At 72.9% G+C, this 25,780-nt stretch carries 24 protein-coding genes and 1 tRNA gene; 11 read left to right on the top strand and 14 right to left on the bottom strand.

The features are described from left to right. Positions 1–162: 162 nt before the first annotated feature. Positions 163–1,275 (bottom strand): glycosyltransferase family 4 protein, encoded by a 1,113-nt coding sequence (locus ACFPL3_RS24670; RefSeq protein WP_343944184.1) that lies wholly within the window; start codon positions 1,273–1,275, stop codon positions 163–165. Positions 1,276–1,413: 138 nt separating this feature from the next. On the opposite strand from ACFPL3_RS24670, the gene ACFPL3_RS24665 reads away from it, so the two are divergent. Together ACFPL3_RS24665 and katG are read left to right on the top strand one after the other, a co-directional pair. Next, complete coding sequence (locus ACFPL3_RS24665; RefSeq protein ID WP_343944183.1) at positions 1,414–1,845, top strand: Fur family transcriptional regulator; 432 nt, start codon at positions 1,414–1,416, stop codon at positions 1,843–1,845. Positions 1,846–1,865: 20 nt separating this feature from the next. Further along, positions 1,866–4,103: a catalase/peroxidase HPI gene (katG, locus tag ACFPL3_RS24660; protein WP_343944182.1), complete on the top strand. Its 2,238-nt coding sequence runs from the start codon at positions 1,866–1,868 to the stop codon at positions 4,101–4,103. Positions 4,104–4,191: 88 nt separating this feature from the next. On the opposite strand, the gene ACFPL3_RS24655 is transcribed toward katG, so the two are convergent. Then, on the bottom strand, positions 4,192–5,196 hold the full coding sequence (locus ACFPL3_RS24655; RefSeq protein WP_343944181.1) for an SDR family oxidoreductase: 1,005 nt from the start codon (positions 5,194–5,196) through the stop codon (positions 4,192–4,194). An 88-nt stretch (positions 5,197–5,284) separates the two neighbouring features. On the opposite strand from ACFPL3_RS24655, the gene ACFPL3_RS24650 reads away from it, so the two are divergent. Both ACFPL3_RS24650 and ACFPL3_RS24645 read left to right on the top strand, forming a co-directional pair. After that, positions 5,285–6,127, top strand: coding sequence for a metalloregulator ArsR/SmtB family transcription factor (locus ACFPL3_RS24650; RefSeq protein ID WP_343944180.1), 843 nt, complete (start codon positions 5,285–5,287; stop codon positions 6,125–6,127). Beyond that, positions 6,124–6,723 carry a dihydrofolate reductase family protein gene (locus tag ACFPL3_RS24645; protein WP_343944179.1) on the top strand — a complete coding sequence of 200 codons (600 nt, stop codon included), beginning with the start codon at positions 6,124–6,126 and terminating at the stop codon, positions 6,721–6,723. The genes ACFPL3_RS24650 and ACFPL3_RS24645 overlap by 4 nt, the downstream gene beginning before the upstream one ends. 300 nt (positions 6,724–7,023) lie before the next feature. Here the strand turns inward: ACFPL3_RS24645 and ACFPL3_RS24640 are convergent, their stop codons facing one another. Together ACFPL3_RS24640 and ACFPL3_RS24635 are read right to left on the bottom strand one after the other, a co-directional pair. Beyond that, positions 7,024–8,223 (bottom strand): MFS transporter, encoded by a 1,200-nt coding sequence (locus tag ACFPL3_RS24640; RefSeq protein WP_343944178.1) that lies wholly within the window; start codon positions 8,221–8,223, stop codon positions 7,024–7,026. Between the two features lie 46 nt (positions 8,224–8,269). After that, complete coding sequence (locus tag ACFPL3_RS24635) at positions 8,270–8,884, bottom strand: TetR/AcrR family transcriptional regulator (RefSeq protein ID WP_343944177.1); 615 nt, start codon at positions 8,882–8,884, stop codon at positions 8,270–8,272. Positions 8,885–8,956: 72 nt separating this feature from the next. On the opposite strand from ACFPL3_RS24635, the gene ACFPL3_RS24630 reads away from it, so the two are divergent. Beyond that, positions 8,957–9,757 (top strand): nuclear transport factor 2 family protein, encoded by an 801-nt coding sequence (locus tag ACFPL3_RS24630; RefSeq protein ID WP_343944176.1) that lies wholly within the window; start codon positions 8,957–8,959, stop codon positions 9,755–9,757. Between the two features lie 8 nt (positions 9,758–9,765). On the opposite strand, the gene ACFPL3_RS24625 is transcribed toward ACFPL3_RS24630, so the two are convergent. Next, complete coding sequence (locus ACFPL3_RS24625; protein ID WP_343944175.1) at positions 9,766–10,182, bottom strand: DUF6069 family protein; 417 nt, start codon at positions 10,180–10,182, stop codon at positions 9,766–9,768. A gap of 384 nt (positions 10,183–10,566) precedes the next feature. On the opposite strand from ACFPL3_RS24625, the gene ACFPL3_RS24620 reads away from it, so the two are divergent. Next, positions 10,567–11,592, top strand: a complete 1,026-nt coding sequence (locus ACFPL3_RS24620) for a LuxR C-terminal-related transcriptional regulator (RefSeq protein ID WP_343944174.1) — start codon at positions 10,567–10,569, stop codon at positions 11,590–11,592. A gap of 168 nt (positions 11,593–11,760) precedes the next feature. Next, a complete protein-coding gene (locus ACFPL3_RS24615) occupies positions 11,761–12,153 on the top strand; it encodes an STAS domain-containing protein (RefSeq protein WP_343944173.1) in 393 nt (130 codons plus the stop codon). Positions 12,154–12,197: 44 nt separating this feature from the next. Here the strand turns inward: ACFPL3_RS24615 and ACFPL3_RS24610 are convergent, their stop codons facing one another. From ACFPL3_RS24610 to ACFPL3_RS24595, 4 genes are all read right to left on the bottom strand, one after another. Then, positions 12,198–12,380 carry a helix-turn-helix domain-containing protein gene (locus tag ACFPL3_RS24610; RefSeq protein WP_379589682.1) on the bottom strand — a complete coding sequence of 61 codons (183 nt, stop codon included), beginning with the start codon at positions 12,378–12,380 and terminating at the stop codon, positions 12,198–12,200. Between the two features lie 450 nt (positions 12,381–12,830). Beyond that, positions 12,831–12,907, bottom strand: a tRNA-Met gene (locus tag ACFPL3_RS24605). Between the two features lie 97 nt (positions 12,908–13,004). Beyond that, on the bottom strand, positions 13,005–15,941 hold the full coding sequence (locus tag ACFPL3_RS24600; protein WP_343944172.1) for a UPF0182 family protein: 2,937 nt from the start codon (positions 15,939–15,941) through the stop codon (positions 13,005–13,007). A 194-nt stretch (positions 15,942–16,135) separates the two neighbouring features. Further along, positions 16,136–17,152 (bottom strand): YlbL family protein, encoded by a 1,017-nt coding sequence (locus ACFPL3_RS24595; protein ID WP_343944171.1) that lies wholly within the window; start codon positions 17,150–17,152, stop codon positions 16,136–16,138. Between the two features lie 103 nt (positions 17,153–17,255). Here ACFPL3_RS24595 and ACFPL3_RS24590 point away from each other — a divergent pair, with 103 nt between their 5' ends. Beyond that, on the top strand, positions 17,256–18,701 hold the full coding sequence (locus ACFPL3_RS24590) for a zinc-dependent metalloprotease (protein ID WP_379589670.1): 1,446 nt from the start codon (positions 17,256–17,258) through the stop codon (positions 18,699–18,701). 108 nt (positions 18,702–18,809) lie between these two features. Here the strand turns inward: ACFPL3_RS24590 and ACFPL3_RS24585 are convergent, their stop codons facing one another. Continuing rightward, the gene (locus tag ACFPL3_RS24585) at positions 18,810–19,394 is read right to left on the bottom strand and encodes a M48 metallopeptidase family protein (RefSeq protein WP_343944168.1); all 585 of its coding nucleotides are present in this window, start codon (positions 19,392–19,394) and stop codon (positions 18,810–18,812) included. Positions 19,395–19,515: 121 nt separating this feature from the next. Here ACFPL3_RS24585 and ACFPL3_RS24580 point away from each other — a divergent pair, with 121 nt between their 5' ends. Together ACFPL3_RS24580 and ACFPL3_RS24575 are read left to right on the top strand one after the other, a co-directional pair. Then, on the top strand, positions 19,516–20,484 hold the full coding sequence (locus ACFPL3_RS24580; protein WP_379589669.1) for a hypothetical protein: 969 nt from the start codon (positions 19,516–19,518) through the stop codon (positions 20,482–20,484). A gap of 115 nt (positions 20,485–20,599) precedes the next feature. After that, positions 20,600–21,940, top strand: coding sequence for an ABC1 kinase family protein (locus ACFPL3_RS24575; RefSeq protein WP_343945755.1), 1,341 nt, complete (start codon positions 20,600–20,602; stop codon positions 21,938–21,940). Between the two features lie 210 nt (positions 21,941–22,150). On the opposite strand, the gene ACFPL3_RS24570 is transcribed toward ACFPL3_RS24575, so the two are convergent. From ACFPL3_RS24570 to ACFPL3_RS24555, 4 genes are all read right to left on the bottom strand, one after another. After that, entirely contained in the window at positions 22,151–22,330 is a 180-nt protein-coding gene (locus tag ACFPL3_RS24570) for a hypothetical protein (protein WP_343945754.1), read from the bottom strand. Positions 22,331–22,458: 128 nt separating this feature from the next. Continuing rightward, positions 22,459–22,836 (bottom strand): WhiB family transcriptional regulator, encoded by a 378-nt coding sequence (locus ACFPL3_RS24565; protein WP_379589668.1) that lies wholly within the window; start codon positions 22,834–22,836, stop codon positions 22,459–22,461. 102 nt (positions 22,837–22,938) lie between these two features. After that, positions 22,939–23,112, bottom strand: a complete 174-nt coding sequence (locus ACFPL3_RS24560) for a hypothetical protein (RefSeq protein WP_343945753.1) — start codon at positions 23,110–23,112, stop codon at positions 22,939–22,941. 119 nt (positions 23,113–23,231) lie between these two features. Continuing rightward, on the bottom strand, positions 23,232–25,286 hold the full coding sequence (locus ACFPL3_RS24555; protein ID WP_343945752.1) for an ATP-dependent DNA helicase UvrD2: 2,055 nt from the start codon (positions 25,284–25,286) through the stop codon (positions 23,232–23,234). A 55-nt stretch (positions 25,287–25,341) separates the two neighbouring features. Here ACFPL3_RS24555 and ACFPL3_RS24550 point away from each other — a divergent pair, with 55 nt between their 5' ends. Continuing rightward, entirely contained in the window at positions 25,342–25,590 is a 249-nt protein-coding gene (locus ACFPL3_RS24550) for a mycoredoxin (protein ID WP_343945751.1), read from the top strand. The last annotated feature ends 190 nt before the right edge of the window (positions 25,591–25,780 follow it).

The raw sequence follows: 25,780 nt of genomic DNA, 5'->3' as shown, positions 1-25,780 counted from the left end.
GTCCCGTCGCATCGCAGGTCGGGGCGGCGGCACGTCTGCACGCGGCCTCGGACCGGCACGCGTGAGAGGCCGACCGGCGCGCCGGTCGGCGGGGTGCACCGCCTCAGGCGACGCGGGGGCGCTTGATCATCTGCTGACCCATGGCGCCACGCTACCGCGGGCTCACTCGGAGATCGAGCGTGTTCCGTCGCCGGCGAGCGCGCCCAGGGCGCCGATGTAGTCGCGCCAGATCGCCTCGGCGTCGGCGGGCCGCACGCCCGCGCGCAGCGCCGCCAGCCGGCCTGGCTCGTACAGCGCCCGGAGCGCCCGCACGAGGTCGAGGACGTCGTCCGGGGCGCAGAGCAGGCCGTCGACGCCGTCGCGCACGGTCTCGGGGAAGTTGCCGACGCGGGTGGCCACCACGGGCGCGCCGTGCCAGTGGGCCAGCGCCACGAGCTGCGACGCCGTGGCCGACCGGTAGGGCAGGACGAGCGCGTCGACGTCGGCGAACAGCCCGGGGATCCGGTCGGCGGGCAGGTACTCGGGGGTGACGTGCACGCGCGTGGCGAGCCCAAGCTCGTCGACGAGCGCGTCGAGCTGCGCGCGGTCCTCGTAGAACTCGCCGACGATCGCCAGCTCGAGGTCCGGCACCAGCGTCATGGCCCGGAGCAGCACGTCCACGCCCTTGTAGTGGCGCACCTTGCCGAAGAACAGCAGCCGGTGCGTCGGCGGGCGGTCGGAGGAGGCCTGTGCCCGCGGCGTGGCCGGCAGGTGCGGCGGCAGCGCGGCCACCGCGACCGGGCGGTCGGTGAGGCTCCTCAGCGCGCGCCGCTCCGCCTCGGTGTGCACGAGGATCGCGTCGGCGGAGCGCATCAGCAACGCCATCAGCACCCGGTCCCCCGGCCGCGGCTCGTGGGGCACCGCGTTGGCGCAGATCACGACGACCCGTGCCTCCCGGCGGGCGGCACGGGCGATCGCCGCCAGCGCGGGGGCCTGGAACGGCACGTAGTAGATGAGCACGACGACGTCGGACTCGGCCGCGGCCACCCGGCCCGTGTGCGCCCAGTGGCGGGGGTCGCGCCAGGACAGCGGCTCCTGGACGGTCGGGTAGACCTCCGCCTCGGGCGTGGCGAGCGGGTGGCGTTCCGCGGGCAGGAGCCGGGGCGGCCCCTGCCGCGTCCAGGTGCGCACGTGGACGGTGTGGCCGAGGGCGGCGAGCCGGTGGGCGAGCTCGTTGGTGAGCAGCGGGATGCCACCCCGCCAGGGAAAAGCCGGCCCGATCAGCGTGATGCGCACGTGAACCCGTGGTCGTTGCAGTGGATCGCAGGACTCCTCGAGATCAGCCGACACGCCGGGACCAGCATAGCCGCTGGTCAGGCAACCCCTGGACGCGCAATCTTGATTGATTCCAGAAAGTAGTCCAGACTCTTGGCCGTGCCGACGACCGCAGACTTCGAGCGCATGCTCCGCGGGGCCGCCCTGCGGGTGACGCGTCCGCGCCTGGCGGTGCTGTCGGCGGTCCACCAACACCCCCACGCCGACACGGGTTCGATCATCGCAGCAGTACGCACGGCCCTCGGCGAGGTGTCCCACCAGGCGGTTTACGACGTGCTGCGCGCGTTGACCGCGGCCGACCTGGTGCGGTGCATCGAGCCCCCCGGCTCCGTGGCCCGCTACGAGGCGCGCGTCGGCGACAACCACCACCACATCGTGTGCCGGTCCTGCGGCGCCATCGCCGACGTCGACTGCGCCGTCGGGCCCGCACCGTGTCTCACCCCGTCCGACGACCACGGCTTCGTGATCGACGAGGCCGAGGTCGTCTACCGGGGCCTGTGCCCCACCTGCTCCACCGCAACAAGTTCCTGAGCACACCCGGAAGGAAACCCGTGACCGACAGTCATGACGCTGTGATCGGCGAGCTCAACGAGGAGAGTGCCGGCGGCTGCCCGGTCTCGTCAGGCCGCCGCAACCACCCCACCGAGGGGGCGGGGAACCGCGACTGGTGGCCCAACCAGCTCAACCTCAAGATCCTGCGGAAGCACCAGCCCGCGTCCGACCCCATGGACCCGGACTTCGACTACGCCACGGAGTTCCAGAGCCTGGACCTCGACGAGCTCGCGCGTGACGTCGACGAGGTGCTGACCACGTCGAAGGACTGGTGGCCCGCAGACTTCGGGCACTACGGCCCGTTCATGATCCGCATGGCGTGGCACAGCGCGGGGACGTACCGGATCGACGACGGCCGCGGTGGGGCCGGCGCGGGCATGCAGCGGTTCGCGCCGCTCAACAGCTGGCCGGACAACGGCAACCTCGACAAGGCGCGCCGCCTGCTGTGGCCGGTCAAGAAGAAGTACGGCCGCAAGATCTCGTGGGCCGACCTGATGATCTTCACGGGCAACCGGGCCCTCGAGACGATGGGCTTCAAGACCTTCGGCTTCGCCGGCGGCCGCGCCGACGTCTGGGAGCCCGACGAGGACGTGTACTGGGGCCCCGAGCGCACCTGGCTCGGCGACGAGCGCTACTCCGGTGACCGCGAGCTGGAGAAGCCGCTGGGCGCGGTCCAGATGGGCCTCATCTACGTCAACCCGGAGGGCCCGAACGGCAACCCGGACCCGCTCGCCGCGGCCCGCGACATCCGCGAGACGTTCCACCGGATGGCGATGAACGACGAGGAGACCGTCGCGCTGATCGCGGGCGGTCACACGTTCGGCAAGACCCACGGTGCCGCCGACCCCGACAAGTACGTCGGCCCGGAGCCCGAGGGCGCCCCGATCGAGGAGCAGGGCCTCGGCTGGAAGAACACCTTCGGCAGCGGCAAGGGCCGCGACACGATCACCAGCGGCCTCGAGGTGACGTGGACCCCGACGCCCACGAAGTGGAGCAACTGGTTCTTCCACAACCTGTTCGAGTACGAGTGGGAGCTCACCAAGAGCCCAGCAGGCGCCAACCAGTGGAAGCCGAAGAACAACGCCGCGGGCAACACCGTCCCGGACCCGGAGACCGGTGAGCTCAACCGCGGGCCGAGCATGCTCACCACCGACCTGGCGCTGCGGTTCGACCCGATCTACGGCGAGATCTCGCGGCGGTTCTACGAGAACCCCGACCAGTTCGCCGACGCGTTCGCCCGCGCCTGGTTCAAGCTGACCCACCGCGACATGGGCCCGATCCAGCGCTACCTCGGCCCCCTGGTGCCCCAGGAGCGGCTGATCTGGCAGGACCCGGTGCCCGCCGTCGACCACGAGCTGGTGGACGCCACCGACATCGCCGCGCTGAAGCAGCAGCTCCTCGGCTCGGGGCTCTCGGTCGCCCAGCTGGTCACCACGGCGTGGGCGTCGGCGTCGACGTTCCGCATCAGCGACAAGCGCGGTGGCGCCAACGGGGCCCGCATCCGCCTGGAGCCGCAGCGCGACTGGGAGGTCAACGAGCCCGACAACCTCACCCAGGTGCTGCGCACCCTCGAGGGGATCCAGGAGTCCTTCAACAGCTCCCAGACCGGGAACAAGAAGGTGTCGCTGGCCGACCTCATCGTGCTCGGCGGGGTCGCGGGCGTCGAGCAGGCGGCCAGGGCCGCCGGCGTCGAGATCCAGGTGCCGTTCTCCCCGGGCCGCACCGACGCGTCGCAGGAGCAGACGGACGTCGAGTCCTTCGCCCCGCTGGAGCCCACCGCCGACGGCTTCCGCAACTACCGCGGCAAGGGCGCCACCCCGCTGCCGTCGGAGTACCTGCTGCTCGACCGGGCGAACCTGCTCAACCTCACCGCCCCCGAGATGACGGTGCTCGTCGGCGGCCTCCGCGTCCTGGGCGCGAACTACAAGCAGTCGCCGCTGGGTGTGTTCACGTCGCAGCCCGGCGCCCTCACGAACGACTTCTTCGTGAACCTCCTCGACATGGACACCGCCTGGACGCCGGCGTCCGAGGACGCGGAGACGTTCGAGGGCCGGGACCGCGCCACCGGCGAGGTCAAGTGGACGGCCAGCCGCGTCGACCTCGTGTTCGGCTCGAACTCCGAGCTGCGCGCCGTCGCCGAGGTCTACGGCAGCAACGACGCCAAGGAGAAGTTCGCGCGCGACTTCGCCGCCGCGTTCGCCAAGGTCATGGACCTCGACCGGTACGACGTCCGCTGATCCTGCTCCACCGCGAACGGCCCCCGGGACCTCGTCCCGGGGGCCGTTCCCGTGGTGGCAGGTTGTCGTGCCAGGTTGTCGTGGCCGGTCACCGCGTGGTTCGCGCGCCCCTCCACCCGAGCCCGGCGAAGGCGAGGAGACCGGCCGCCGCCGTCGCGCCCACCGCCGCCGCGCGCCGCCTGCGCTCGCGCCGCGCGCCGTCCCATCCCCCGTCGACCGCGGCGGGCGCGGCGCCGGGTGCGTACAGGGAGCCGGACGTCGGGCGCACCTCGCCGCTGTCGCGGCGCAGCGAGCGGTCCACGTCGATCGCCAGCACCCGCTCCGCGACCCGCGGGGCGAGCAGGTGCTGCAGCACGAAGGCACGGCCGAGCACGCCGCCCGCCACGGCCTCGCGCCGCGGCCTGCGCAGCTGCGCGACGACCACCTTCGCCGTGCGCTCCGCGGTGTACACCGGTGGCGGCGGGTTCGGCACGCGGCCGGAGTGGTTCGCGGCCGACGCGTAGATCGGGGTGTCGATCGCCGCGGGCAGCACGGTGCTGACCGACACGCCCCGCACGCCCTCGAGCCGCAGTTCCTCGCGCAGGGCGTGCCCCAGGCCGCGGATCGCGAACTTCGACATCGTGTACGCCGTGCCGTGGGGCTGGGCGATCCGCCCCAGCAACGAGGACACGTTCACGAGCACGCCGGAGCCCTGCGCGGTGAACCGGCGCAGCGCCGACCTGCTGCCGTGCACGCAGCCCATCAGGTTGACGTCGAGCACGCGCCGCATGTCGGCGAGCGGCACGTCGAGCAGCGGGCCGAACATCGTCACGCCCGCGCAGTTGACCCACCCGTCGATCCGGCCGAACCGCGACACGGTGGCCTCGGCAGCGGCCTCGACGGCGTCCGGGTCGCTCACGTCCGTGGGCACGACCAGCGCGACGTCCGGGTCGTCCGCGGCCGCCCGGCACTGCGCGGCGACCTCTTCCAGCGCCTCGGCGCGGCGGGCGAGCAGCACCACCCGCGCCCGCTCCCGGGCGAGGGCGAGCGCCGTTGCCCTCCCGATCCCGCTCGACGCCCCCGTCACCACGACCACGCTGTTCTCGATCCGCACCACGCGTAGCTACCCGCCCCGGGACCGGGCAACCACCCCTCAAATCATTCCTTGACACGAATATTCTTTACAGTGAATACTTCTGGTCATGGACGCACTCCTCGCCGCGCTCGCCGATCCCGCCCGTTGGCGGCTCGTCGGCCTGCTGGCCGAGCGACCCCGCCCGGTGGGCGTCCTGGCCGAGCTGGCCGGGGCGCGCCAGCCGCAGACCACCAAGCACCTGCAGACCCTCGAGCGGGCGGGCGTCGTCACCTCCCACCGCTCCGGCCAGCGCCGGATCTACGCGCTCGAGCCCGGCCCCCTGCGCGACCTCGCGGCCACGCTGACCGGGCTCGCCGCCACCGCCGACCGGGCGGGCGGGCCCCGCGAGACGTTCGACCGCTACCAGCTCGGCGTCGACGCGGAGCGGCGAGCGGCGGAGCAAGCGGGGTGGGCCGACCGCCGTTCGTTCCGGTTCCACCGGTCCCTCGCGGCCACGCCCGAGGTGGTGTGGCGCCACCTCACGGACGCCACCCTGATCGCCGCCTGGTGGACCCCCGACGACCTGCGCGTCTCCGAGCTGGTCTTCGAAGCCCGGCCGGGCGGGCGGATCGTCCAGGAGTACCGCGACCGCGACGACCCCGGCACCGACGCGGTCGTGGGGCGCGCGGAGGGCGTCGTCGAGGAGGCGCGGCGCGACGAGCGGCTCACATACCGACTCTCCCCCGCGCTCCCCGACGGCACCCCCGCCTTCACCGCCCACGTCGACATCGACCTCCGGGCCGCCACCACCGGCACCGACCTCGACGTCGGCTACCTGGTCACCGGCAGCACCGTCGGCTCGGCCGACTTCATCGCAGGCATCGAGATCGGCTTCGGCCAGAGCCTCGAGCGGCTCGCGGCGACCCTCGCCGCGGACCCTCCCCACAACCACCCGAGGAGCACGACATGACCGCGCAGACCGGCCGCCGCAGGGTCGTCACCAACATGAACCTGTCGCTCGACGGCCGCTACGCCCGCCGCGACCCGCTCGACATGAGCTGGGTGCTGCCCCACGCCACCACCGACCTCGCCCACGACCACCTGGCGTCCCTCCACGAGGGGGCGACGACGGCCCTGCTCGGTCGGGTCAACGCCGAGGGGTTCCTCGGGTTCTGGCCCACCGTCATCGGCACGGAGGGCGCCGACCCGCGCGACGAGGCCTTCGCGAAGTGGCTGGTCGGCACCGAGAAGGTGGTGCTCTCCTCCACCCTGCGCGAAGCCCCGTGGGAGCGCACGACGATCGTCGACCGGCCCGCCCCCGACGTGGCGGCCGAGCTCGCGGCCGCCGAGGGCGGTGACATCGTCGTGCTCGCCTCCGCGAGCGTCATCAAGGCCCTGCTGGCGGCCGACGCGGTCGACCGCCTGTCACTCATGATCTTTCCGGTGTTCCTGGGCGAGGGTCCACGCCTGTTCGAGGACGACCTGCCCACGGGCGGGTGGGAGCTCGTCGAGCACGCCGCCGGACCGGACGGCGCGGTGCGCCTGATCTACGACAGATTGCGCTGACGCGGGACCAGGACGGGGGAAGCTCGGGCAGGCTCGTCGGATGATCGCGGACGTCGAGGCGCCGGGTACGCCGCGGCCCTACCACCAGCCGGCCCTCGTCCCCATGATCGTCGGACCGCTCGGCAGGCTCCGGGAGGTTCAGGAAAGCCACATTCAGGGCCGCAGAGGCCTTGAATGTGGCTTTCCTGGCTCCTCACCACGCTGGCCTACCTCGTCGCGGTGCTCGGCTACACCTGGTGGACCGCCCGCCATGCGCCGGCCCCGCGGGCCGCGTCCGTGGGCGGGTCGTGAGCCGGCCCCTCACGCGTGTCGTCGCGGCACGCTGCCGGCCACCAGCACGGCGGCCACCGCGGCCAGCACGGCGAGGCCGGCGAACACCGGCGGGTAGCCGCCGAGGAGCTCGGCGAGCGCGGCGCCGGCCCAGGGTGCGAGCGCCGTGGCGACCATGGCCGGAGCCGACACCAGCCCGTTCAGGCGTCCGTAGTGCGCCGCGCCCCACCGGTCGCTCACCGCGGTGGCCTGCAGGAGCGTGAAGATCCCGCGGGCGGCGCCCGCGAGCATCGCGGCCGCGACGAGGAGCCCCGCCGGGCCGGGCAGTGCGGCGAGCAGGGCGGTGGTGGCCGCGATGGAGGCGAGGACGAGCACGCTGCGCGCGCGGACGCCGGTGGCGGCGGCGAGCCGGCCGTAGCAGAACCGGCCGAGCACCTGGCCGAGCCCGCCGAGTCCGAGCGCCCACGCGGCGGCGGTGGTGGACATCCCCCGTTCGATGAGCAGCGGCACCTGGTTGACCACCACCGCGAACGCGGTGAACGAACTGAGCCCGAGTGCGGCCAGCAGCAGCAGGAAGGAACGGCTGCGGACGATCGCGCCGGGATCGCGGTCGGCGGCCCGCGCGGGCCCGGAGTGCTCGGGCCAGGGGCCACGCAGACCGAACAGGTGCGCCGGGACGGTGGCGGCGGCGAGCACCACCGCCAGGACGAGGTAGGTGTGCCGCCACCCGAACCGCTCGAGGAGCGCGGCGGTGACCGGGGCGAAGATCGTGCTCGCCAGCCCGGCGAGCAGCGTGAGCGCCGTGAGCGCGGTGACCCGGCGCGGCCCCCACCACCGGGTGAGCGCCGCGAACGCGGGCGGGTAGAGGGTGCCGGCCTGGGCGATCCCGGCCAGCACCCACGCGGCGAAGAACCAGGGCAGGGACGGTGCCGTGGCGATGCCCACCAGGGCGGGCCCGGCGAGCACCGAACCCACCGTCATGATCGGCCGGGGGCCCACCCGGTCCAGCAGGTGCCCCGCGGGGATCCCGGCCACCGCGGCGACGAGCAGACCGGTCGAGAAGGCGGCGGTGATCGCGGAGATCGACCAGCCGGTGTCCGCCGCGATGCTCGGGGCGAGCACCGGGAAGGCGTAGTAGAGCACCCCCCAGCTGACGATCTCGGTGGTGCACAGCACCACCAGCACGCGGTGGAGCCCGGCACGGGACAGCGTGCCGGGCTCCGTCGTCATCGCTCCAGCGTGCATCATGACCGCCGGGGCCGGGCAGGGACGTCGATCACCGCGACTGCAGGCCGCGCACGACCAGAGCCAGCATGCGCTCGGCGCGAGCCTCGCCGTCCGGGTCGTCCTGGCAGGCCCAGGCGATGGCGCCGACCGTCTTCAGCACGTCCGCGTCATCGGTTCGGGCGACGACCGCACCCGACCGCCGCGCCCGGTCGAGCAGGGCGCTCCCGACCTCGAACACCTCGGTGTGCCAGGCCGCCACCCGGTCGTTCCCGCGGTCGAGCGCCGAGTTCATCACCGCGGCCGCCAGGCCCCGGTACGCCAGCCCGTGCCGGAGTGCGGCACGCAGCCAGGTGGACACCGCGTCGAGCTCGTCGTCGGCCGTCGCGAGGTCGCGGCCGAGGTCGGCCAAGGCGCGCATCTGCTCCTCCAGCACAGCCTCGATCAGGTCGAGGCGCGTGGGGAAGTGCCGGTACAGCGTGCCGCTGGCCACACCCGCCCGCCGGGCGATCTCGTCCAGGGAGGCGTCGGCACCGAACTCGCCGAACGCGAGCTTCGCCTGCTCGAGCAGCCGCTCGTAGTTGCGTCGGGCGTCGGCACGCCGGGGACGCTCCCGCGGACCACTTCCCACCAGCGCGATCACCACACCGTTGCAAACCGGGGACACAGTCCGTTACCGTGCCCGAAAACCGGACCACGTCTCACTTTATCGGTCCGACGCCCGATCAGGGAGGCCGCCATGCCGCTGAGCGAACAGGACCGGATCGACATCACCGACCTGATCCACCTGCACGGCCACCACGTCGACACGGGCCGGCTGGACCGGGCGGCCGAGCTGTTCACGCCGGACGTCGCCTACGACGTGGGCGATCTCGGCCTCGGCACGTTGCAGGGCGTCGAGGCCATCACCCGGGCTTCGCTCGCGATGGGGGATCGCAACCCGGTGGGCCACCACGTCACCAACGTGGTGATCAGCGAGATCGACGACGGCTCGGCGCGGGTGCGGTCCAAGGGGATCGGGATCACGGCCGCCGGCACGGCCGGCAGCGTTGCGTACGACGACGTCGTAGTCCGGCTGGCGGACGGCTGGCGGATCAGCCGCCGCACGGTGACCGCCCGGCGCGCGCCGCTCGGCGGGAGCGCAGAGGGCCCACGCGAGGTGCTGGAGCGCTGGCGGAGCGCCGCGATCGACCGGTCCGCCGACGGGATGCGGCGCGTGTACGCGGCCGACGCCGTCCACGAGTTCCCGTTCACGCCACCCGGGGTGCCGTCCCGGCTCGAGGGCCGGGACACGATCGTCGACTGGATCTCCGCGGGCTGGGAGGCGCACGGGCTGCGCTACGAGCACTACCGCACCCTTGCCGTTCACCGCACCGACGACCCGGACACGATCGTCGTCGAGCAGGAGGCCCTGGGCACCAGCACGCTCACCGGCGCCTTCACGCTGCCCAACGTCGTGGTGCTGACAGCGCGCGACGGCCGCATCGCCCGCCTGCGCGACTACGTCGACACGCAGGCGGCAGCGGCCGCCACCGGCTGATCCCCCGCTCAGGCGCGCAGCCGGCGGGCGACGACGGGGATCACGATCGCGGCAGCCACCACGTGCGTGGTCATCAGCAGCAGCTTGGTGGCCGTGGTGGCGTCCACGATCACGTCCGGCACCAGGGACAGCACGGTGAGCGCGACGGTGGTGCGGATCCAGGTGGTGCGCGGGCGGCGGGCGAACCGGCGCAGGCCCACCGCGATCACCAGGCCGATCACCGAGAAGATGGCGGTGAGCGTGGCGAAGCCGCTCACCGGGATCGGTGCCCCGGCGATGTCGACTCCGATGCCCACCGCGATCCCGGCGGCGGCGACGGCCGAGGAGGCCACGGCGGCGGCGACGGTGGCGGCGACCCCGTCCCGCAGGAGTGCGACGGCGGACGGAGCGGTCGAAGGGGCGGTGGTGATGGTGGTGGCGGACACGGTGGCCTCCGGTGCTGGTCGGACCGGCCCGTTGCCGGTCTCACACCCATGCAGACCGCTGCCCCTCCCGGAACTCATCGCTCCCCTCGCAGCGATTTCGCGATCGCGGTGCCGGATCGATCGGGCATGCTTCGGCACGAGCCACCCGCGCTGCCCATGCCGCCGGATGACCGATTCGGTCCGGGCCCGACCGTGCCAAGCTGGCAGCAGGCCGGGGCTTCTCGCCACCTCCCCGACCTGGTCACAGGGCAGAGGCGACACAGGCCGTGGACACAGGAACCGACTACTGCAGGCCCGGAGTGCTCCCCGAGGCCGGGGCGGCACCGGGCGAACCTGGCGGGTACTGCGGCGAGCAGGCCCGTTCCGGGCGCGCCGGGGTGGGCTGTGGTTGAGCTGCCCCCGGGCTGGCCGCAGGTCGTGGCGGAGGTGGCCGGGATCGCGGCCGCGCCGGCCGGCCTCGAGGAACGGGCGGCCGCGCTGCTGGAGTCGCTGCACCCGGTGGTGCCGTTCCAGGCCGGCAGAATCGCCCTGCTCAACCCGGAGCGCCGCAGGCCCGTGTCCCTGGTCAGCAAGGGGTACGCCGACCCAGTGCGCGCCTACTTCGAGAGTCCGGCAGTGGTTGAGGAGATCGAACTGATCGGCCTGAACCGGACGCGCCCGCCGGTCCGCATCCGTGACATGCCGGTCCCGCCTACCGAGGTGCGCGGCTGGACGCAGTACCTGCGCCCGGCCGGGTTCCGGGAGGGCCTCGCCGTCGGCCTGTTCGCCCCGGACGACCGCTTCCTGGGGTTTCTGGGCCTGAACACCGACACCACGGCGCACCCCACCGACGCCGCCCGCGACCTGATCGGCACTCTCGCCCCGATGATCGCGCATGCGGTCGACCCGCTGCGCACGATCACCGCGGCGGCGCAGCTGGTGCGGGGCGCGACCGCCGGGGTGGTGCTCACCCGGGCCGGGCAGGCGCTGCCGCTGCCCGGGCTGGGCGCCCACCCGCTGCTGGGCGCGGGCTCGGCGCTGCTCGCCGTGGCCGCCCGGCTGGCCGACGGCCGCGCGCACGCGGCGTTCCTGTGCCCCTACCCCGGGTCCGAGCCCGCCGAACACGTGCGGGTCACCGTGCTGGGCTGCCCCGACCAGCCCCCGCACCACCTGGTGGCGGCCGTGGTGCTGGCCTCACCGCCGGACCTGCGCGGACTCACCCCTCGCGAGCTGCAGATCCTCGGGCTGCTCATCGAGGGCTGGACCAACGCGCGCATCGCCGCCGAACTGGTGGTGGCGCCGCGCACGGTCGCCGCCCACGTGGAACACATCCTGGCCAAGCTGGATGCCGGGACCCGGGCCCTGGCCGCGGTCCGCGCCCTGAGCCAGGGCTTGTACCTGCCGCCCGAACTGACCGGCATGTGGCCGTGACAACCGCGGCGGTGCGGGTCACGGTCCCTCGGCCGTTTCACCCCAGCCCCGGCGGACATCGGGGAACGAGCGGCCGTGCCGCTGTGCCGAGGGCATCGACCGCGGATAATCCCTCGATGTATCGAGGCGGTGCCGAACGGCGACGGAAGCTTCGAGGAGGTGGCTCAGATGGGCGCCGATGCCGACGGCGGCGAGTGGGCGCCGCGTGGGAGAGACTCCCTGGTTCGACTCGTACACCTCCGGCCCGCGGTACCGGTCGTTCAGGTGCAGGGCTGCCTCGACCACACCACCGCCCCCGCGGTCCAGAAGTTCGTCCTCGAGGTGCTGGCCACATCCCCGTGGGCGGTCGTGCTGGATCTGCGCGCGCTGACCGACCTGGCTCCCGACGCCGTGCCGGCCCTGGTCGAACTGGCCTGTGTCGCCGGCGATGCGGACATCGGCCTGTATCTGGTTGGCACCGACCCTGTGGTCGCGCATGTCCTCGCCGCCGCCGGCGTGCACCGACTCTTCGAGATCCATCCCGACATCGACAGCGCGCTCCGCACCCTGGGCCGGCCGTAGTAACCACGACAGCTGCTTCCCGCTCCACGAACCCGGGTCACCGGCTATGCGTGCAGGCCCGCGATCTCCAGCAGCGCCTCCATCGATCTCGGATCTTCTGGCTCGATCCCGGTGACTTCGCGGACACGGTAGAGGCGATACCGAACGGTGCTGCGATGGTTACTCAGAGCGCCCGCGGTATGGGCGAGGTCGCAGCCCAGCGCGTGATACCCCCACAACGTACCCATCAGCACCAGGAGCTCGGGCCGTCGGACCGGTGCCGGGCGTTTGACCACCTGTCCGTTCGTGGGCCACCCCAACCGGTCACGCGTATCTCGCGACGCCACGACAGATACCTCCTGAAGTTCGGAGACGTCGACGGCGAGAGCCGCTGGCGGCCGCAGAGGCGCAGGCGCGCCCGTGCCCAACGGCTCCGATACCAGACGCTGCCCCGTCCCGTGGTCGGCGTCTATGGGCAGATCTACCGATCCGGCCCGCCCGGCTCGTTCCTCGTCCAGCCCCGGTCCATCCGACCTGGTAGCGAGCCAAGGCCGGACGCGTACGGCACGATCGACGCCCACCGCTCGGCCGGCCGCACGCAGGACCCCGGATCGGGGGCGCCTGACCGGGTCGGCTACTTCTCACTACCGGGCACATGAGAACAGCCCCCGGACGGTCTGTCCGGGGGCTGTCCTTCCTGGTAGCGGGGGTAGGATTCGAACCTACGACCTCTGGGTTATGAGCCCAGCGAGCTACCGAGCTGCTCCACCCCGCGTTGCTGTTGTGAGTACTACTGTACACGTCCCCGAAACGGCCCCGCAGGGGGGTCCCCCCACCGCCCGACCCGGGGCCGAACGGTGGGGAGACCGGCGTCAGCCGCCCGGAACGGGGGCCGGGGACGGCGTCGCCGCCGCCTGCCCGTTGGCCTCCTGGAACTGCTTCACCGCCGCGTCCAGCGCGGCCAGCGCACGGCCCTGGGCCGCGAAGTCACCGCTCTGGTTGGCCGCGCGCAGCTCGGAGATGGCCTGCTGGATCGCCGACGCCGCAGTGGCCACCTGCGGGTTGGAGGTGCCCGGTGGCGCGGTGGGTGCGGCCGGTGTGCCGGCCTCGGCCGGCGCCGGCGACTGGCCCGGCACGGTCGGCACCACGGCACCGGCGCCCGGGAGCACCTGGTCGAGCGCGCCGGCCAGGGTCGGGGCGAAACCGACCCGGCCTTGGTAGAACACGAGCACCCGGGCCAGCTGCGGATAGCTGACCTCCTGGTTCGCTCTCTCGATGTAGACCGGCTCCACGAACAGCAGGCCACCGGCCACCGGGAGCGTCAGCAGGTTGCCGTAGTCGACCGTGCTCTGCCCGTTGCGGGAGAGCAGACCGATCTGCTCACTCACGTCGGGCGAGCTGACGAGAGCGCTCTGCACCAGCTGCGGACCCTGGGTGGTGGTGTTGTCCGGTAGCCGGAGCAACGTCATCTGGCCGTAGGTGTCCGGATCGGAGCTGACCGAGAGGTACGCCGACAGGAACTCGCGTTCCTGGAACACCAGCGCGCTGCTGAGCTGGAACGACGGCGGCGATCCCGGCTGCGCCGGGGTGCCCGCGAGGATGTAGTAGGGCGGCTGCGGCAACGCGCTCCCGGTGCCGGTGCCCTGCGGCGACGGGTCGGACGGCACGTTCCAGAACGACACGTTGTTGAAGAAGTCGCCCGGCGTGTCGACGTGGTAGCGGGTGAGCAGCTCACGCTGCACCTTGAACTGGTCCTCCGGGTACCGGAAGTGCGAGCGCAGGCCCGGGCTGATGTCCGAGGCCGGCTTCACGGTGCCGGGGAACGTCTTCATCCACGTCTGGAGGACGGGGTCGCTCTCGTCGAACGCGTACAGGCTGACCGTGCCGTCATAGGCGTCGACGGTGGCCTTCACCGAGTTGCGCAGGTAGCTGACGTCCCGGTCGAGTTCGGGGCGCACCCCGCCCTGGCCCGGCTGCAGCGCGTCGGTGGTGGACTCACCCAGCGGCGTGCGCTCGGCGTACGGGTAGTTCTCGAGCGTGGTGTAGCCGTCGACGATCCACGTGATCCGCCCGTCGACCACCGCGGGGTACGGGTCGCCGTCCAGCGTGAGCCACGGCGCGACGGCCTGGACCCGGTCGGCCGGGTCGCGGACGTACATGATCTTCGAGTTCTCGTTGATCGAGCTGTTGAACAGGATGTTCCGCTCGCCGTAGAAGAGCGCGAAGACCAGGCGGTTGACGATGTTGCCCAGCGACACGCCACCGCGGCCGTTGTAGGTGTAGCGCTCGGTGTCGGTGTCGTACTCGACGGGCGGCCCGCCCTCCTCGGCACCGACGATCGAGTAGGTGTCGATCAGCTCGCCGTAGTACGTGCGCGGCTCCTGCACCCGCAGGCTCTCCGGGATCTCGGGCTTGTTCGAGGTGAAGACCGGCAGACCACCCTGGCCGCCGCTGTCCTCGAGCGCCGCGTTGATCTCGTTGGCCTGCGCGGTGACGATCCCGTTGCCGTGCGTGTAGACGAGGTGCTGGTTGATCCACTCCGTCTGGTTGCCGGACAGGCCGCTCGTGTCGAGTTCGCGCAGGGCGACGATGAAGTCCTGCATCTGGCCGTTGACCTCGTAGCGGTCGATGTCCAGCTGCGGGGGGAAACCGTAGAACGCACGCAGCTGCTGCTGCTGCGTGAACGTCCGCTCGATCTTCGCCGGGTCGAGCAGCCGGATGTTGGACATCGTGGCCGTCTCGGCGCGGACCTGGGCGGGCGTGGCGTCGCTGATGCCCGTGTACGGCACCTCGTTGATGTTGTTGAGGCCGTACGCGTCGCGGGTGGCCGCGATGTTCCGCTCGATCGAGAGCGCCTCGCGCTGCTGGGCGTTGGGCGCCACCGAGAACTGCTGCAGCACCTGCGGCCACGCCGCCCCGATCAGCACGCTGGACAGCACCAGCAGCACGGTGGCGATCGCGGGCAGCTGCAGGTTGCGCCGGAACACGGCCGCGAAGAAGGCCGCCGCGCAGATGAGCGAGATGAACAGCAGGATCAGCTTCGCCGGCATCACCGCGTTGAGGTCGGTGTAGGTGGCACCGGTGAACAGCGGGCTGCGGTCGCTGAAGAGCAGCTCGTAGCGGTCGAGGTAGTAGGCCACCGCCTTCAGCAGCACGAACACGCCCGCGAGGATCGCGAGCTGGGCCCGCGCAGCCGAGGAGACCTGACCGGCCCGGCCCGTGAGCCGGATGCCGCCGAAGATGTAGTGGGTGATCAGCGAGACCACGAACGCGATGGCGACGGCGACGAACATCCAGTCCAGCACGTACCGCAGGAACGGCAGCTGGAACGCGTAGAAGCTGACGTCGATGCCGAACTCGGGGTCGGCGACACCGAACGGCGTGGAGTTGAGGAACTGCTGGACGGTCTGCCAGTCGCCCTGGGCGGCCAGCCCCGCGATGACGCCGATGACGACCGGGATGCCGATGCCGAACAGGCGCAGCCGCTGGATGATGACGGTGCGGTACCGGGCGATCGGGTCCTCGGGCCCGCTCACCGGCACGAACACCGGGCGGGTGCGGTAGGCGATCCACAGCGACAGCGCCACGAGCCCGCCGATCAGCAGCGCACCCACCAGGAACTGCACGATCTGGGTGAACAGCACCGTGGCGAACACGCCCCGGTATCCCACCTCGCCGAACCACAGCCAGTCGACGTAGAAGTTGATGAGGCGCGAGCCCCCGAGCAGCAGCAGCACCAGCAACCCGGCGACGGCGAGCAGGATCCGGGTGCGGCGGGTCAGCGTCGGGGCTCCCACCGGGGGCCGCATGGCCACAGTGCACGCTCCAGCAGATCGGTATTCGGCAGCCGGGCGCCCGAGCCGGTCCGGTGTGGCGGAGACCTGCCCAGATCGCTTCCGACCGCTCCGACCGCACGCCCTGTCGACCCAACTCTACGGACAGGGTGTGGAGTTCCCGTGGGGGCCTCGAATGTCCGAGTTTCCCGGTTTTCCCGGACGGGCCGTCAGCAGGCCGGAACCGGTCCCCCGGTGTTCAGCGACCGGAGCGCCGTGACGGCGTCGTGCAGCGAGCCGACGCGGACGAGCTGCAGGCCACCGGGGTTCGTGGCGACCGCCTCCGCGCAGTTCGCCTCCGGGACGAGGAACACCGTGGCGCCCTCGTCGAACGCCTTGCGCATCTTGAACGGGATCCCGTTGATCGGTGTGACGGTGCCCGTCGGCTCGATCGCGCCGGTGCCCGCGACGAAGCGCCCGCCCGACAGGTCGTCGGGCGTGAGCTTGTCGACCACGGCGAGCGCGAACATCAGACCCGCCGACGGCCCGCCGATCCCACCGAGGCTGATGCGGATGTCGCCGTCGCGCAGCCGGGCGCCCAGGATCACGCCGAGCAACCCCTGGTCGCGGTCGGGACGGGCGGCGAGGGGCACCTCGACGTCGCGCACCTCGCCCTCCCGGCGGTACTGGACCGCCACCAGGTCACCGGGGCGGGTCGGCGCCAGCGCGTCGGTCACCTCCCGCACCGAGCTCATCGGCTGCCCGCCGACCGCGAGCAGCTCGTCACCCGGCTGCAGGATCGCCGCCGCGGGCGTCTCCGGCACCAGGCTCGTGACGACGACGGTGGCCGGCAGCTGCAACTCGGCAAGCGCGGCAGCCTCGGCGTTGGACTCCGACGAGGTGAACTGCGCGCTGTTCTGCTGCTGGATGTCTTCCAGCGACATGTTCGACGGGTAGATCGGCTCGCGCGGCACCACCTGGTTCTGCGGGGACGCCCACAGCGCGAGCGCGGAGAACATCGTGAGGCGGTCGGTGACCGACACGGTGGTCATGTTCAGGTGCCCGGTGGTCGGGTGGACGGGCAGGCCCTCGACCTCCACCACCGTGGTGCCGTCGACGACACCGAGGGTGTCGTAGGTCGGGCCCGGCCCGAGCGCCACCATCGGCACCGGGAGCGTGGCACCGAGCACGCCGAGCGCCAGCGCGAGCATGCTCGCGGAGACGACGGTCCATGTCCGGCGGTTCACGACGGCACAGCCTAAGCCGCGCGCGCGTGGGATCTGCGTACGGCCGCCCCTGCACGCCGAACGCGAACAGCTCAGCAGCTCGTACCCGCGTACCGTGGGCGCCATGAGTGACATCCCGTTCGGCTTCGGATCCGCCGACCGCGACCCCGACGAGGAGCGTCGGCGCCGCGACCTGGAGGGCCGCGGTCAGGGGGGCCAGGACCCGTTCGGGTTCAGCGGCTTCCCCGGCTTCCCCGGCATGCCGGGCGCCGGGATGCCGGGCGGCGCGGGCGGGTTCGACGTCAACCAGCTCGGCCAGATGCTCACCCAGCTCGGCCAGATGCTCAGCCAGGCCCAGTCCAGCGGCGGCGGCCCGGTCAACTACGACCTGGCCGCACAGCTCGCGCGTCAGCAGCTCGCGTCCACCACCTCGTCGCTCACCGGGGCGCAACGCGCCGCCGTGAGCGACGCCGTCAAGCTGGCGGAGCTGTGGCTCGACCCCGCCACCGACTTCCCCGCGGGCGCCACCGAGACCAAGGCGTGGTCGGCGAGCGAGTGGGTCGACGCCAGCCTCCCCACGTGGAAGCGGCTGTGCGACCCGGTCGCGCAGCGCGTCTCGAGCGCGTGGGTCGAGGCCATGCCGGAGGAGGTCCGCTCCGCCGCCGGCCCGATGATCGCGATGCTCGGCCAGATGGGCGGTCTCGCGTTCGGCAGCCAGCTCGGCAACGGGCTCGCGCAACTCGCCGCGGAGGTCGTCTCGTCCACGGACATCGGGGTTCCGGTCGGTCCCGACCGCACCGCCGCCCTGCTGCCGGAGAACATCGAGAAGTTCACCAAGGACCTCGACCGCCCCTCGAGCGAGGTCATGATCTTCCTCGCCGCGCGCGAGGCCGCCCACCAACGGCTGTTCGCCCACGTGCCGTGGCTCAAGGAGCGGCTGCTCGGCGCCGTCGAGCAGTACGCGAGCGGCATCCGCGTCGACACCTCCCGCATCGAGGAGCTGGCCCGCGGCATCGACCCGTCCAACCCGGCCGCCATCGAGGAGGCCATGCAGTCGGGCATGTTCGAGCCCGAGACCACTCCGGAGCAGAAGGCGGCGCTCGCCCGGCTCGAGACCCTCCTCGCGCTGATCGAGGGCTGGGTCGACGCCGTCGTCGCCGACGCCGTCGGCGACCGGCTCCCCGGCGCCGAGGCGCTGCGCGAGACGCTGCGCCGCCGCCGCGGTGCAGGCGGGCCTGCCGAGCAGGCGTTCGCCACCGTGGTGGGGCTGGAGCTGCGTCCCCGCCGCCTGCGCGCCGCCGCCGAGCTCTGGCGGCTGCTCGGCGAGCAGCGTGGCATCGCGGGCCGCGACGCCCTGTGGGCCCACCCCGACCTCGTGCCGTCGGCCGACGACCTCGACGACCCCGCCGCGTTCGTCGGGCGCGCCGAGCTCGCCGACCCGATCGCCGAGCTGGAGAAGCTCCGCGACCAGAAGGCGCCGGAGGGGGACAGCCCCGGGGCGAAGGCCGACGACACCACGGACGACGGCCCGGAGGACGGCGGGTCGGACGGCCCGGAGAAGACGGGCTGACCCACCCGGCACACCCTCGGTTCAGGAACGCCACGTTCCTGAACCTGGAGTACAGCAACGTGGCTTTGCTGAACCTCTCAGCGGCGCCACGTACCCCGGAAGCCGGTCCTAGCCCGTCGCCGACGTGGGCTCGGGTGCGCCTGCGGTGTCGGGCTCCTCGCCGTCGATGCCCACGAGACCGAGCCCGGCCGCCGCCGACAGCCCCTCGAGGTAGCCCATCGCGCGCTCGGCGCGCGGGTAGCGGTGCACCCACGCCCAGAACCGGGCGTCGTGGCCGGGTTCGAGCAGGTGGGTGAGCTCGTGCACCAGCACGTAGTCGACCACCCAGCCGGGGGCGTCGCGCAGGCGCTCGCTGATGCGGATCGTGCCGTCGGCCGGCGTGCACGACGCCCAACGCGTGCGCATCGGCGGCACCCAGCGCACGCTCGTGGGCCGGGCGCGCCCCTCCAGGAAGCGGCGCGACAGCTCCACCGAGCGCCGCCGCAGCGCGTCGTCGCCCTTGCGGCCCGGTGACCGGCGGCGGGCCTCGCTGCGTTCGAGCCTGCGCACCATCTCATCCACCCAGCGGCGCTCCTCGGCGTCGCTCATCCAACCGGGGATGAAGACGATGACTGTGTCGCCCTCGCGCCGGGCACTGACCATGCGCCGGCGGCGGTCACTGCGCCGGACCTCCACGACCGCGGGCTGCGCCATCACACCACCTTAATGCCCGAAGGCCGGGTAACCGCCTCGTGGGACGGCCGGCACACGGGTTGTCCACATCCCCTGTGGACAACCTGGCGCAGGGACGGGCGGAGGCGCGCAGGATCGGGCCATGACCACGTCCCCGCGCCCCGTGCCCGCGCTGCTCGGGCTGCCACCACACCGTTCGCTGCTGGCCGCGGGCCCCGGCTCCCGGATCGTCGGCCTCGACCCGGCCGTGGCGGTGGCCGTCGAGGGCCTGCCGCCCCCGCTCGCCGAGATGCTCGACGAGCTCGCCGCACCCGTGCCCGCCGCGGAGCTCGTCGAGCGGGCCGCCGCGCGCGGGGCCGACCGCGCCGACGCCGAGGCGCTGCTCGCCGAGCTCGTCGCGGGCGGGGTGCTGGTCGACGCCGCCGACGGGCGGAGGCGCGCACGCAGGCGCGCCGCCGCCACGGTGGTGGTGCACGGCGGCGGACCGCTCACCGTCGGGCTGGTGCTCGGGCTCGTGACGGCGGGGGTCGGCACGGTGCACGTCGTCACCTCGGGCGTGGTGCGCGCGGGCGACCTCGGCACCGGGCTCGTCGACACCGACCGCGGGCGCGACCGCGCCGGGGCCGTCGCGGCGGCCCTCACCCGGCTGCACCCCTCGGCCCGGACGGGCCCACCTCCGCAGCGGACCGTGCCCGACCTCGCCGTGCTCACCGACCACGGCACACCCGATCCGGTACTCGTCGCGCGGTTGCACGCCACCGGCACGCCCCACCTGGTGGTCCGCGTGCGCGACGGCGTCGGCGTCGTCGGCCCGCTCGTGCTGCCCGGCCGCACCACCTGCCTCGGTTGCCTCGAGATCGAGCGGTGCGCCCGCGAGCCGGCATGGGCGGCGGTGGCCGCTCAGCTCGTCGGCGTGCCGGGCCGTGCGGCACCTACCTGCGTGGCCACCACGGTGGGCGTGGCCACGGCCCAGGCCCTCCTGGCGCTCGACGGCCACGACAGCACGGCAGCCCCGCCCGTCCTGGAGGCCACGCTCGAGATCGACGCGGACGCGGGCACGATCACCCGCCGGGTCTGGGCACCACACCCCGACTGCCGCTGCCGAACGTGACGTGGTGGGCGGCGACACGACGTGATGACATGCGCGCGCGGTCTTGGTCGGGACACAATCGAGGGGTGGACGGATACCCGAGCCGCATCACCGGCACCAGTGCCGAGGCGATGACGTGACCGACATCCCACGCCGCACCGCAGCCCGCACCGCGAAGCTCGCGAGCCTTCCGCTCGGCGTGGCCGGGCGCGCGGCCGCCGGATGGGGCAGGCGACTGGCAGGGGGCGACGGCGAGGAGATCTCCGCACAGCTGATGGCCAAGAGCGCCGAACAGCTGTTCGCGGTGCTCGGGGAGCTCAAGGGCGGGGCGATGAAGTTCGGCCAGGCTCTCAGCGTGTTCGAGGCGGCCATCCCGGACGAGTTCGCGGCCCCGTTCCGCGAGTCCCTCGTGAAGCTGCAGTCCGCGGCGCCCCCGATGCCCTCCTCCGACGTGCACCGCATGCTCGCCGAGCAGTTCGGGCGCGGCTGGCGCGACCGGTTCCAGGATTTCGACGAGACGCCGGCCGCGGCAGCGAGCATCGGCCAGGTCCACCGCGCGATCTGGCGCGACGGGCGCGAGGTGGCGGTCAAGGTGCAGTACCCGGGCGCCGAGGAGGCCCTGCGCTCGGACCTGCGCCAGCTGTCGCGCATGACCAGGCTCATCCAGCCGCTCGTGCCCGGCCTGGAGATCAAGCCGTTGATCGCCGAGCTGCGCGAACGCATGGAGGAGGAGCTCGACTACCGAGACGAGGCAGCCAACCAGCGGGTCTTCGCCGCCGCCTACGAAGGCGACGCGACGGTCAAGGTGCCGCGGGTCGTGGCGTCGGCGCCCCGGGCGATGGTCACCGAGTGGGTCACGGGCAGACGGATGTCGGACGTGATCGCCGGCGGCACCCAGGCCGACCGCGACCGCGCGGCGGCGCTGCTCGCCGAGTTCCACTACTCGGCACCCGCGCGCGTCGGGTTGCTGCACGCCGACCCGCACCCGGGCAACTTCCAGGTGCTGGACGACGGCAGGCTCATGGTGCTCGACTTCGGCGCCGTCGCCCGGCTCCCCGACGGGCTCCCCCGGCCGCTGTCGATCATGGTGCGGCTCGCGCTCGAGAACGAGCCGGCCGAGCTCCTGCAGCTGCTGCGCGACCACGGCTTCGTGCGGGAGGACTCCCGGCTCGCGGCGGAGGAGGCGATCGAGTACCTCGCGCCGTTCACCGAGCCGCTGCGCTCGGAGTCGTTCCGCTTCAACCGGCGTTGGCTGCAGCGGCAGGCCGAGCGGGTGGGCGACCTGCGGCGGCCCGAGTTCCGCACGGGGCGCGAGCTCAACCTGCCCCCGCAGTACCTGCTGGTCCACCGGGTCACGATGGGCACCCTCGGCGTGCTGTGCCAGCTCGACGCCGACGTCCCGCTGCGCGGCATCGTGCAGCACTGGCAGCCGTGGATCTTCGACGCCGAGGACGAGACGGCAGGCCGCCACGCCTGACCGCGCCACCCACCTCCCCGAACGCGAGACTCGCGGCCGCGGGGGCGCGAGTCCCCCGTGTCGGGGCGCGAATGCCGCGTTCGGTGTGGCGTCTGGGCACGGCGACGGCACCCCGGATCGCGTTGATCCGGGGTGCCGTCGGCTGGGCGGCGTCACGGAGAGGACGCCACCGCCGCGGACCGGCCGCGGGAGGACCGGTCCGCGTGGTGATCACGCCACCCGCACCCCGGCGCGGGCGGCGGCGCGGGCCCGCTCGGCCCGCCGGGCGGCGTAACCGGCGAGCCTCGCCCACCGGCGCCCGGCGGTGAACCGCCGGACCAGGGCGTGCTGCCGGGCGGCCTCGAGGGCCTCTTGGTGTCGACATCTGGCCAGTGCTTCGTGGAGCAACATCGCGGTTCCTTCGCGGTCACGTACGACGGGTCGCGTCGGGGCTGTGGTCTGCGGCGTCGTGAGGTCGGTCATCGGTATCGGTCTCCTGTGGGCTGGTCCTCGAGGGACCTACGGGTGGGGCGGACTGGTCAGGCGGACATGGCCGCGGCGTACGCGCGGTCGCGGGCGAGGTCGGCCTTGCTCGGGCGACCACGAGGCCTCTTGCGCGGGATCACGGCCCCGCGCTCGAAGATCTCGCCGCCCCAGACACCCCACGGTTCGGCGCGCTGGAGCGCACCTGCGAGGCACTCGACCTTGATCGGGCAGGCCGTGCAGAGCGCCTTGGCCCGCTCCAGCTCCGCGGGAGCCTCGGCGAACCACAGGTCCGCGTCGCCGGAACGACACGGCAGATCCAGCCCGGCGCGGGGTGCCGCGTCGAGCAGGGTCCCCAGCCCGGTGGCCGAGTCGCCGCCGAACTGCTCGGGAGTGATCGTTCCGCCGTCCAACGGAACTGATCGGACTAGCACTTCAACCTCCTGCGGTGAGTGGTCGTGCAGGACAAACAAAAAGGCCGCGGATCCCGGGTGGGGTCCGCGGCCTCGGTCTTCTGGCCTGGGGCTGTGAGGCGTCTAGAGATGACGACGCTCCTCTGCGGACACACCTGTGCTGTTATCGGTCCCGAAGCCACCGAGGATGACGCCGGACGGGCGCTGCTTCCACGCGCGCGCGTGCGTCGGCGCCACGGCCTCCACCGGCAGACGGGTGCCGTGGTCGGCGGTGACGGGAAGCGTCATCGTGATCATCAGGGGCACCCCCTTCGCGGGTGAGGTCGTGGCAGAAGACGGGCTGGTGAGGTCCGTCGAGCGAAGACGTTAGCGACCTCGCGGGAGGCCGCACAACTCATTTACGGAAGCTTCTCGGATCAACTATCCGACTCGGCGATCAGGCCGAGCACGGCCTCGCCGTAGCGGTCGAGCTTGCGCGCCCCGATGCCGGGGATCCGCACGAGCGAGGCGTTGTCGGCGGGGCGCTGCTCGGCGATGGCGGTGAGCGTGGCGTCCGTGAAGATCACATAGGCCGGGACCTGCTGTTCCTTCGCCACGTCCGCCCGCCAGCCACGCAGCCGGTCGAGCAGCTCGAGGTCCACATCGGACGGGCAGTCGGCGCAGCGGCGCAGCTTCATCGAGTCGGCGCCGATCAACGGCGAGCCGCAGACGCGGCAGCGCGGCTTGGGCGCCCCGCGCCCGCCACCGCTGTTCGCCACGCGCGAAGCGGGGTGCTCGTCGGGGATCAGCCCGTAGAGGAACCGGCTGCGCCTGCGCCTGCGCGGCCCGCCCGGCTGCCGCGACAGCGCCCAGGACATCGCGAGCCGCCGCCGCGCACGGGTGATGCCGACGTAGAGCAGCCGCCGCTCCTCCTCGATGGCCTCGTCGTCGCCCTCGGCGTGCTGGATGGGCAGCGTGCCCTCGACCAGCCCGACGAGGAACACCACGTCCCACTCGAGGCCCTTCGCCGCGTGCAGCGACGCCAGCGTGACGCCCTGCACCGTGGGCGGGTGGGCGGCGTCGGCGCGGGTCTCGAGCTCGGCGGCGAACCGGGGCATGCCGGCGTCGGGTTCGACCGCCACCAGCTCCTCGGCCAGCTCCACGATCGCGAGCAGCGACTCCCACTGGGCGCGCTGCTGGGCGCCCGCGGGCGGGTCGGGCGTGAGCCCCACCGGGGCGAGCACGGCGCGCACGGCGTCGACGAGCGGTGCGTCGACCTCGCCCGCCGCCCGGACGGCCACCATCGCCCGGCGCACCTCGGGCCGGTTGAAGAACCGTTCCCCGCCGCGCACCTGGTAGGGCACGCCGACGTCGGTGAGCGCCTGCTCGTAGACCTCCGACTGGGCGTTGATCCGGAAAAGCACGGCGATCTCGCTCGCAGGCGTGCCGTCGGCGATGAGCCGGGCGATCTGCTTCGCGGCGGCGGCGGCCTCGGCGGGCTCGTCGTCGTGTTCGGCGAAGTCGGGCTCCGGACCGGGGGGCAGCTGGCCGATCAGGCGCAACCTGCTGCCGGCCACCCGCCCGCGGGCCGACCCGATGAGCGTGTTGGCGGCCGCCACGACCTGCGGCGTGGACCGGTAGTCGCGCTCCAGCCGCACGACCACCGCCTCGGGGAACCGCCGCGCGAAGTCGAGCAGGTAGCGCGGGCTCGCCCCGGCGAACGTGTAGATCGTCTGGTTGGCGTCGCCGACCACCGTGAGGTCGTCACGCTCCCCCAGCCAGGCGTCGAGCACGCGCTGCTGCAGCGGTGTGACGTCCTGGTACTCGTCCACCACGAAGCAGCGGTAGCGGTCGCGGAACTCCTCGGCGACGCCCGCGTGCTCCTCCAGCGCCGCGGCCGTGTGCAGGAGCAGGTCGTCGAAGTCGAGCATCTCGGCGCGGTTCTTGAGCGCCTCGTACCCGGCGTAGACGGCGGCGACCTGCTCGGCCGCCGCCGGCGTCTCCCGGCGCAGCTTCGCGACGGCGGCCGGGTACTCGTCGGGCGTGACGAGGGTGGCCTTCGCCCACTCGATCTCCCCGGCGAAGTCGCGCAGCGCGGCCGCGTCCGTGCCGGCCTTCACCCGCGCCGCGGCCTGCCCCACCAGCCGCAGCTTGCCGTCGAGCAGCTGCCACTGGGGTCCCCCGACCACGCGCGGCCAGAAGTACCGCAGCTGGCGCAGCGCGGCCGCGTGGAACGTGCGCGCCTGCACCCCCGACACCCCGAGCGCCCGCAGCCTCGTGCGCATCTCCCCCGCCGCCCGCGCCGTGAACGTGACGGCGAGGACCTGGCCCGGCGCGACGTGCCCGGTGCTGACGAGGTGGGCGATGCGCCGCGTGATCGTGCGGGTCTTGCCGGTGCCCGCCCCGGCCAGCACGCACACCGGCCCCCGTGGGGCGGTGACCGCGGCGAGCTGCTCGTCGTCCAGTCCGGCTTCGAGGGTGGGCGCAGTCACCGGCCCATCCTGACAGCCGGGGAAGACGAGATCGGCGGCGGTCGTTGACCAGTGCATGGCTCAGGTGACGATGTACTCGACCACGTGGTGCGGCTACTGCCGCCGGCTCAAGCTCCAGATGGACCAGGCGGGCATCGCGTACGAGGAGATCGACATCGAGCGAGACCCCGAGGCCGCGGCGTACGTCGAGGGCGTGAACGGCGGAAACCAGACGGTGCCCACCGTCCGCTTCGCCGACGGCACGGCGCTGACCAACCCGCCGTTCACGGTGGTGGCGGAGAAGGTGGCCGACCTGGCGGCCTGACGAGAGTTCAGGAAAGCCACATTCAGGGCCTATCCGGCCCTGAATGTGGCTTTCCTGAACCCGCCGGGCCTAGTAAGTGCCTGAGTGGTTGAAAACGAGGACATCCCCCTGTTGTGGTGCTCGGGCTTGGTGTCCCAACCACGACAGGAGGATGTCGGTGTCCAACCCTAGACGGCTCTCCCGCGGTGAT

The sequence above is a fragment of the Pseudonocardia zijingensis genome (genome assembly GCF_042657305.1).
Classification (GTDB): Bacteria; Actinomycetota; Actinomycetes; order Mycobacteriales; family Pseudonocardiaceae; genus Pseudonocardia; species Pseudonocardia zijingensis.
The sequence above is the reverse complement of the archived record's forward strand: the minus strand, read 5'-3'. Positions and strand labels throughout refer to the sequence as shown.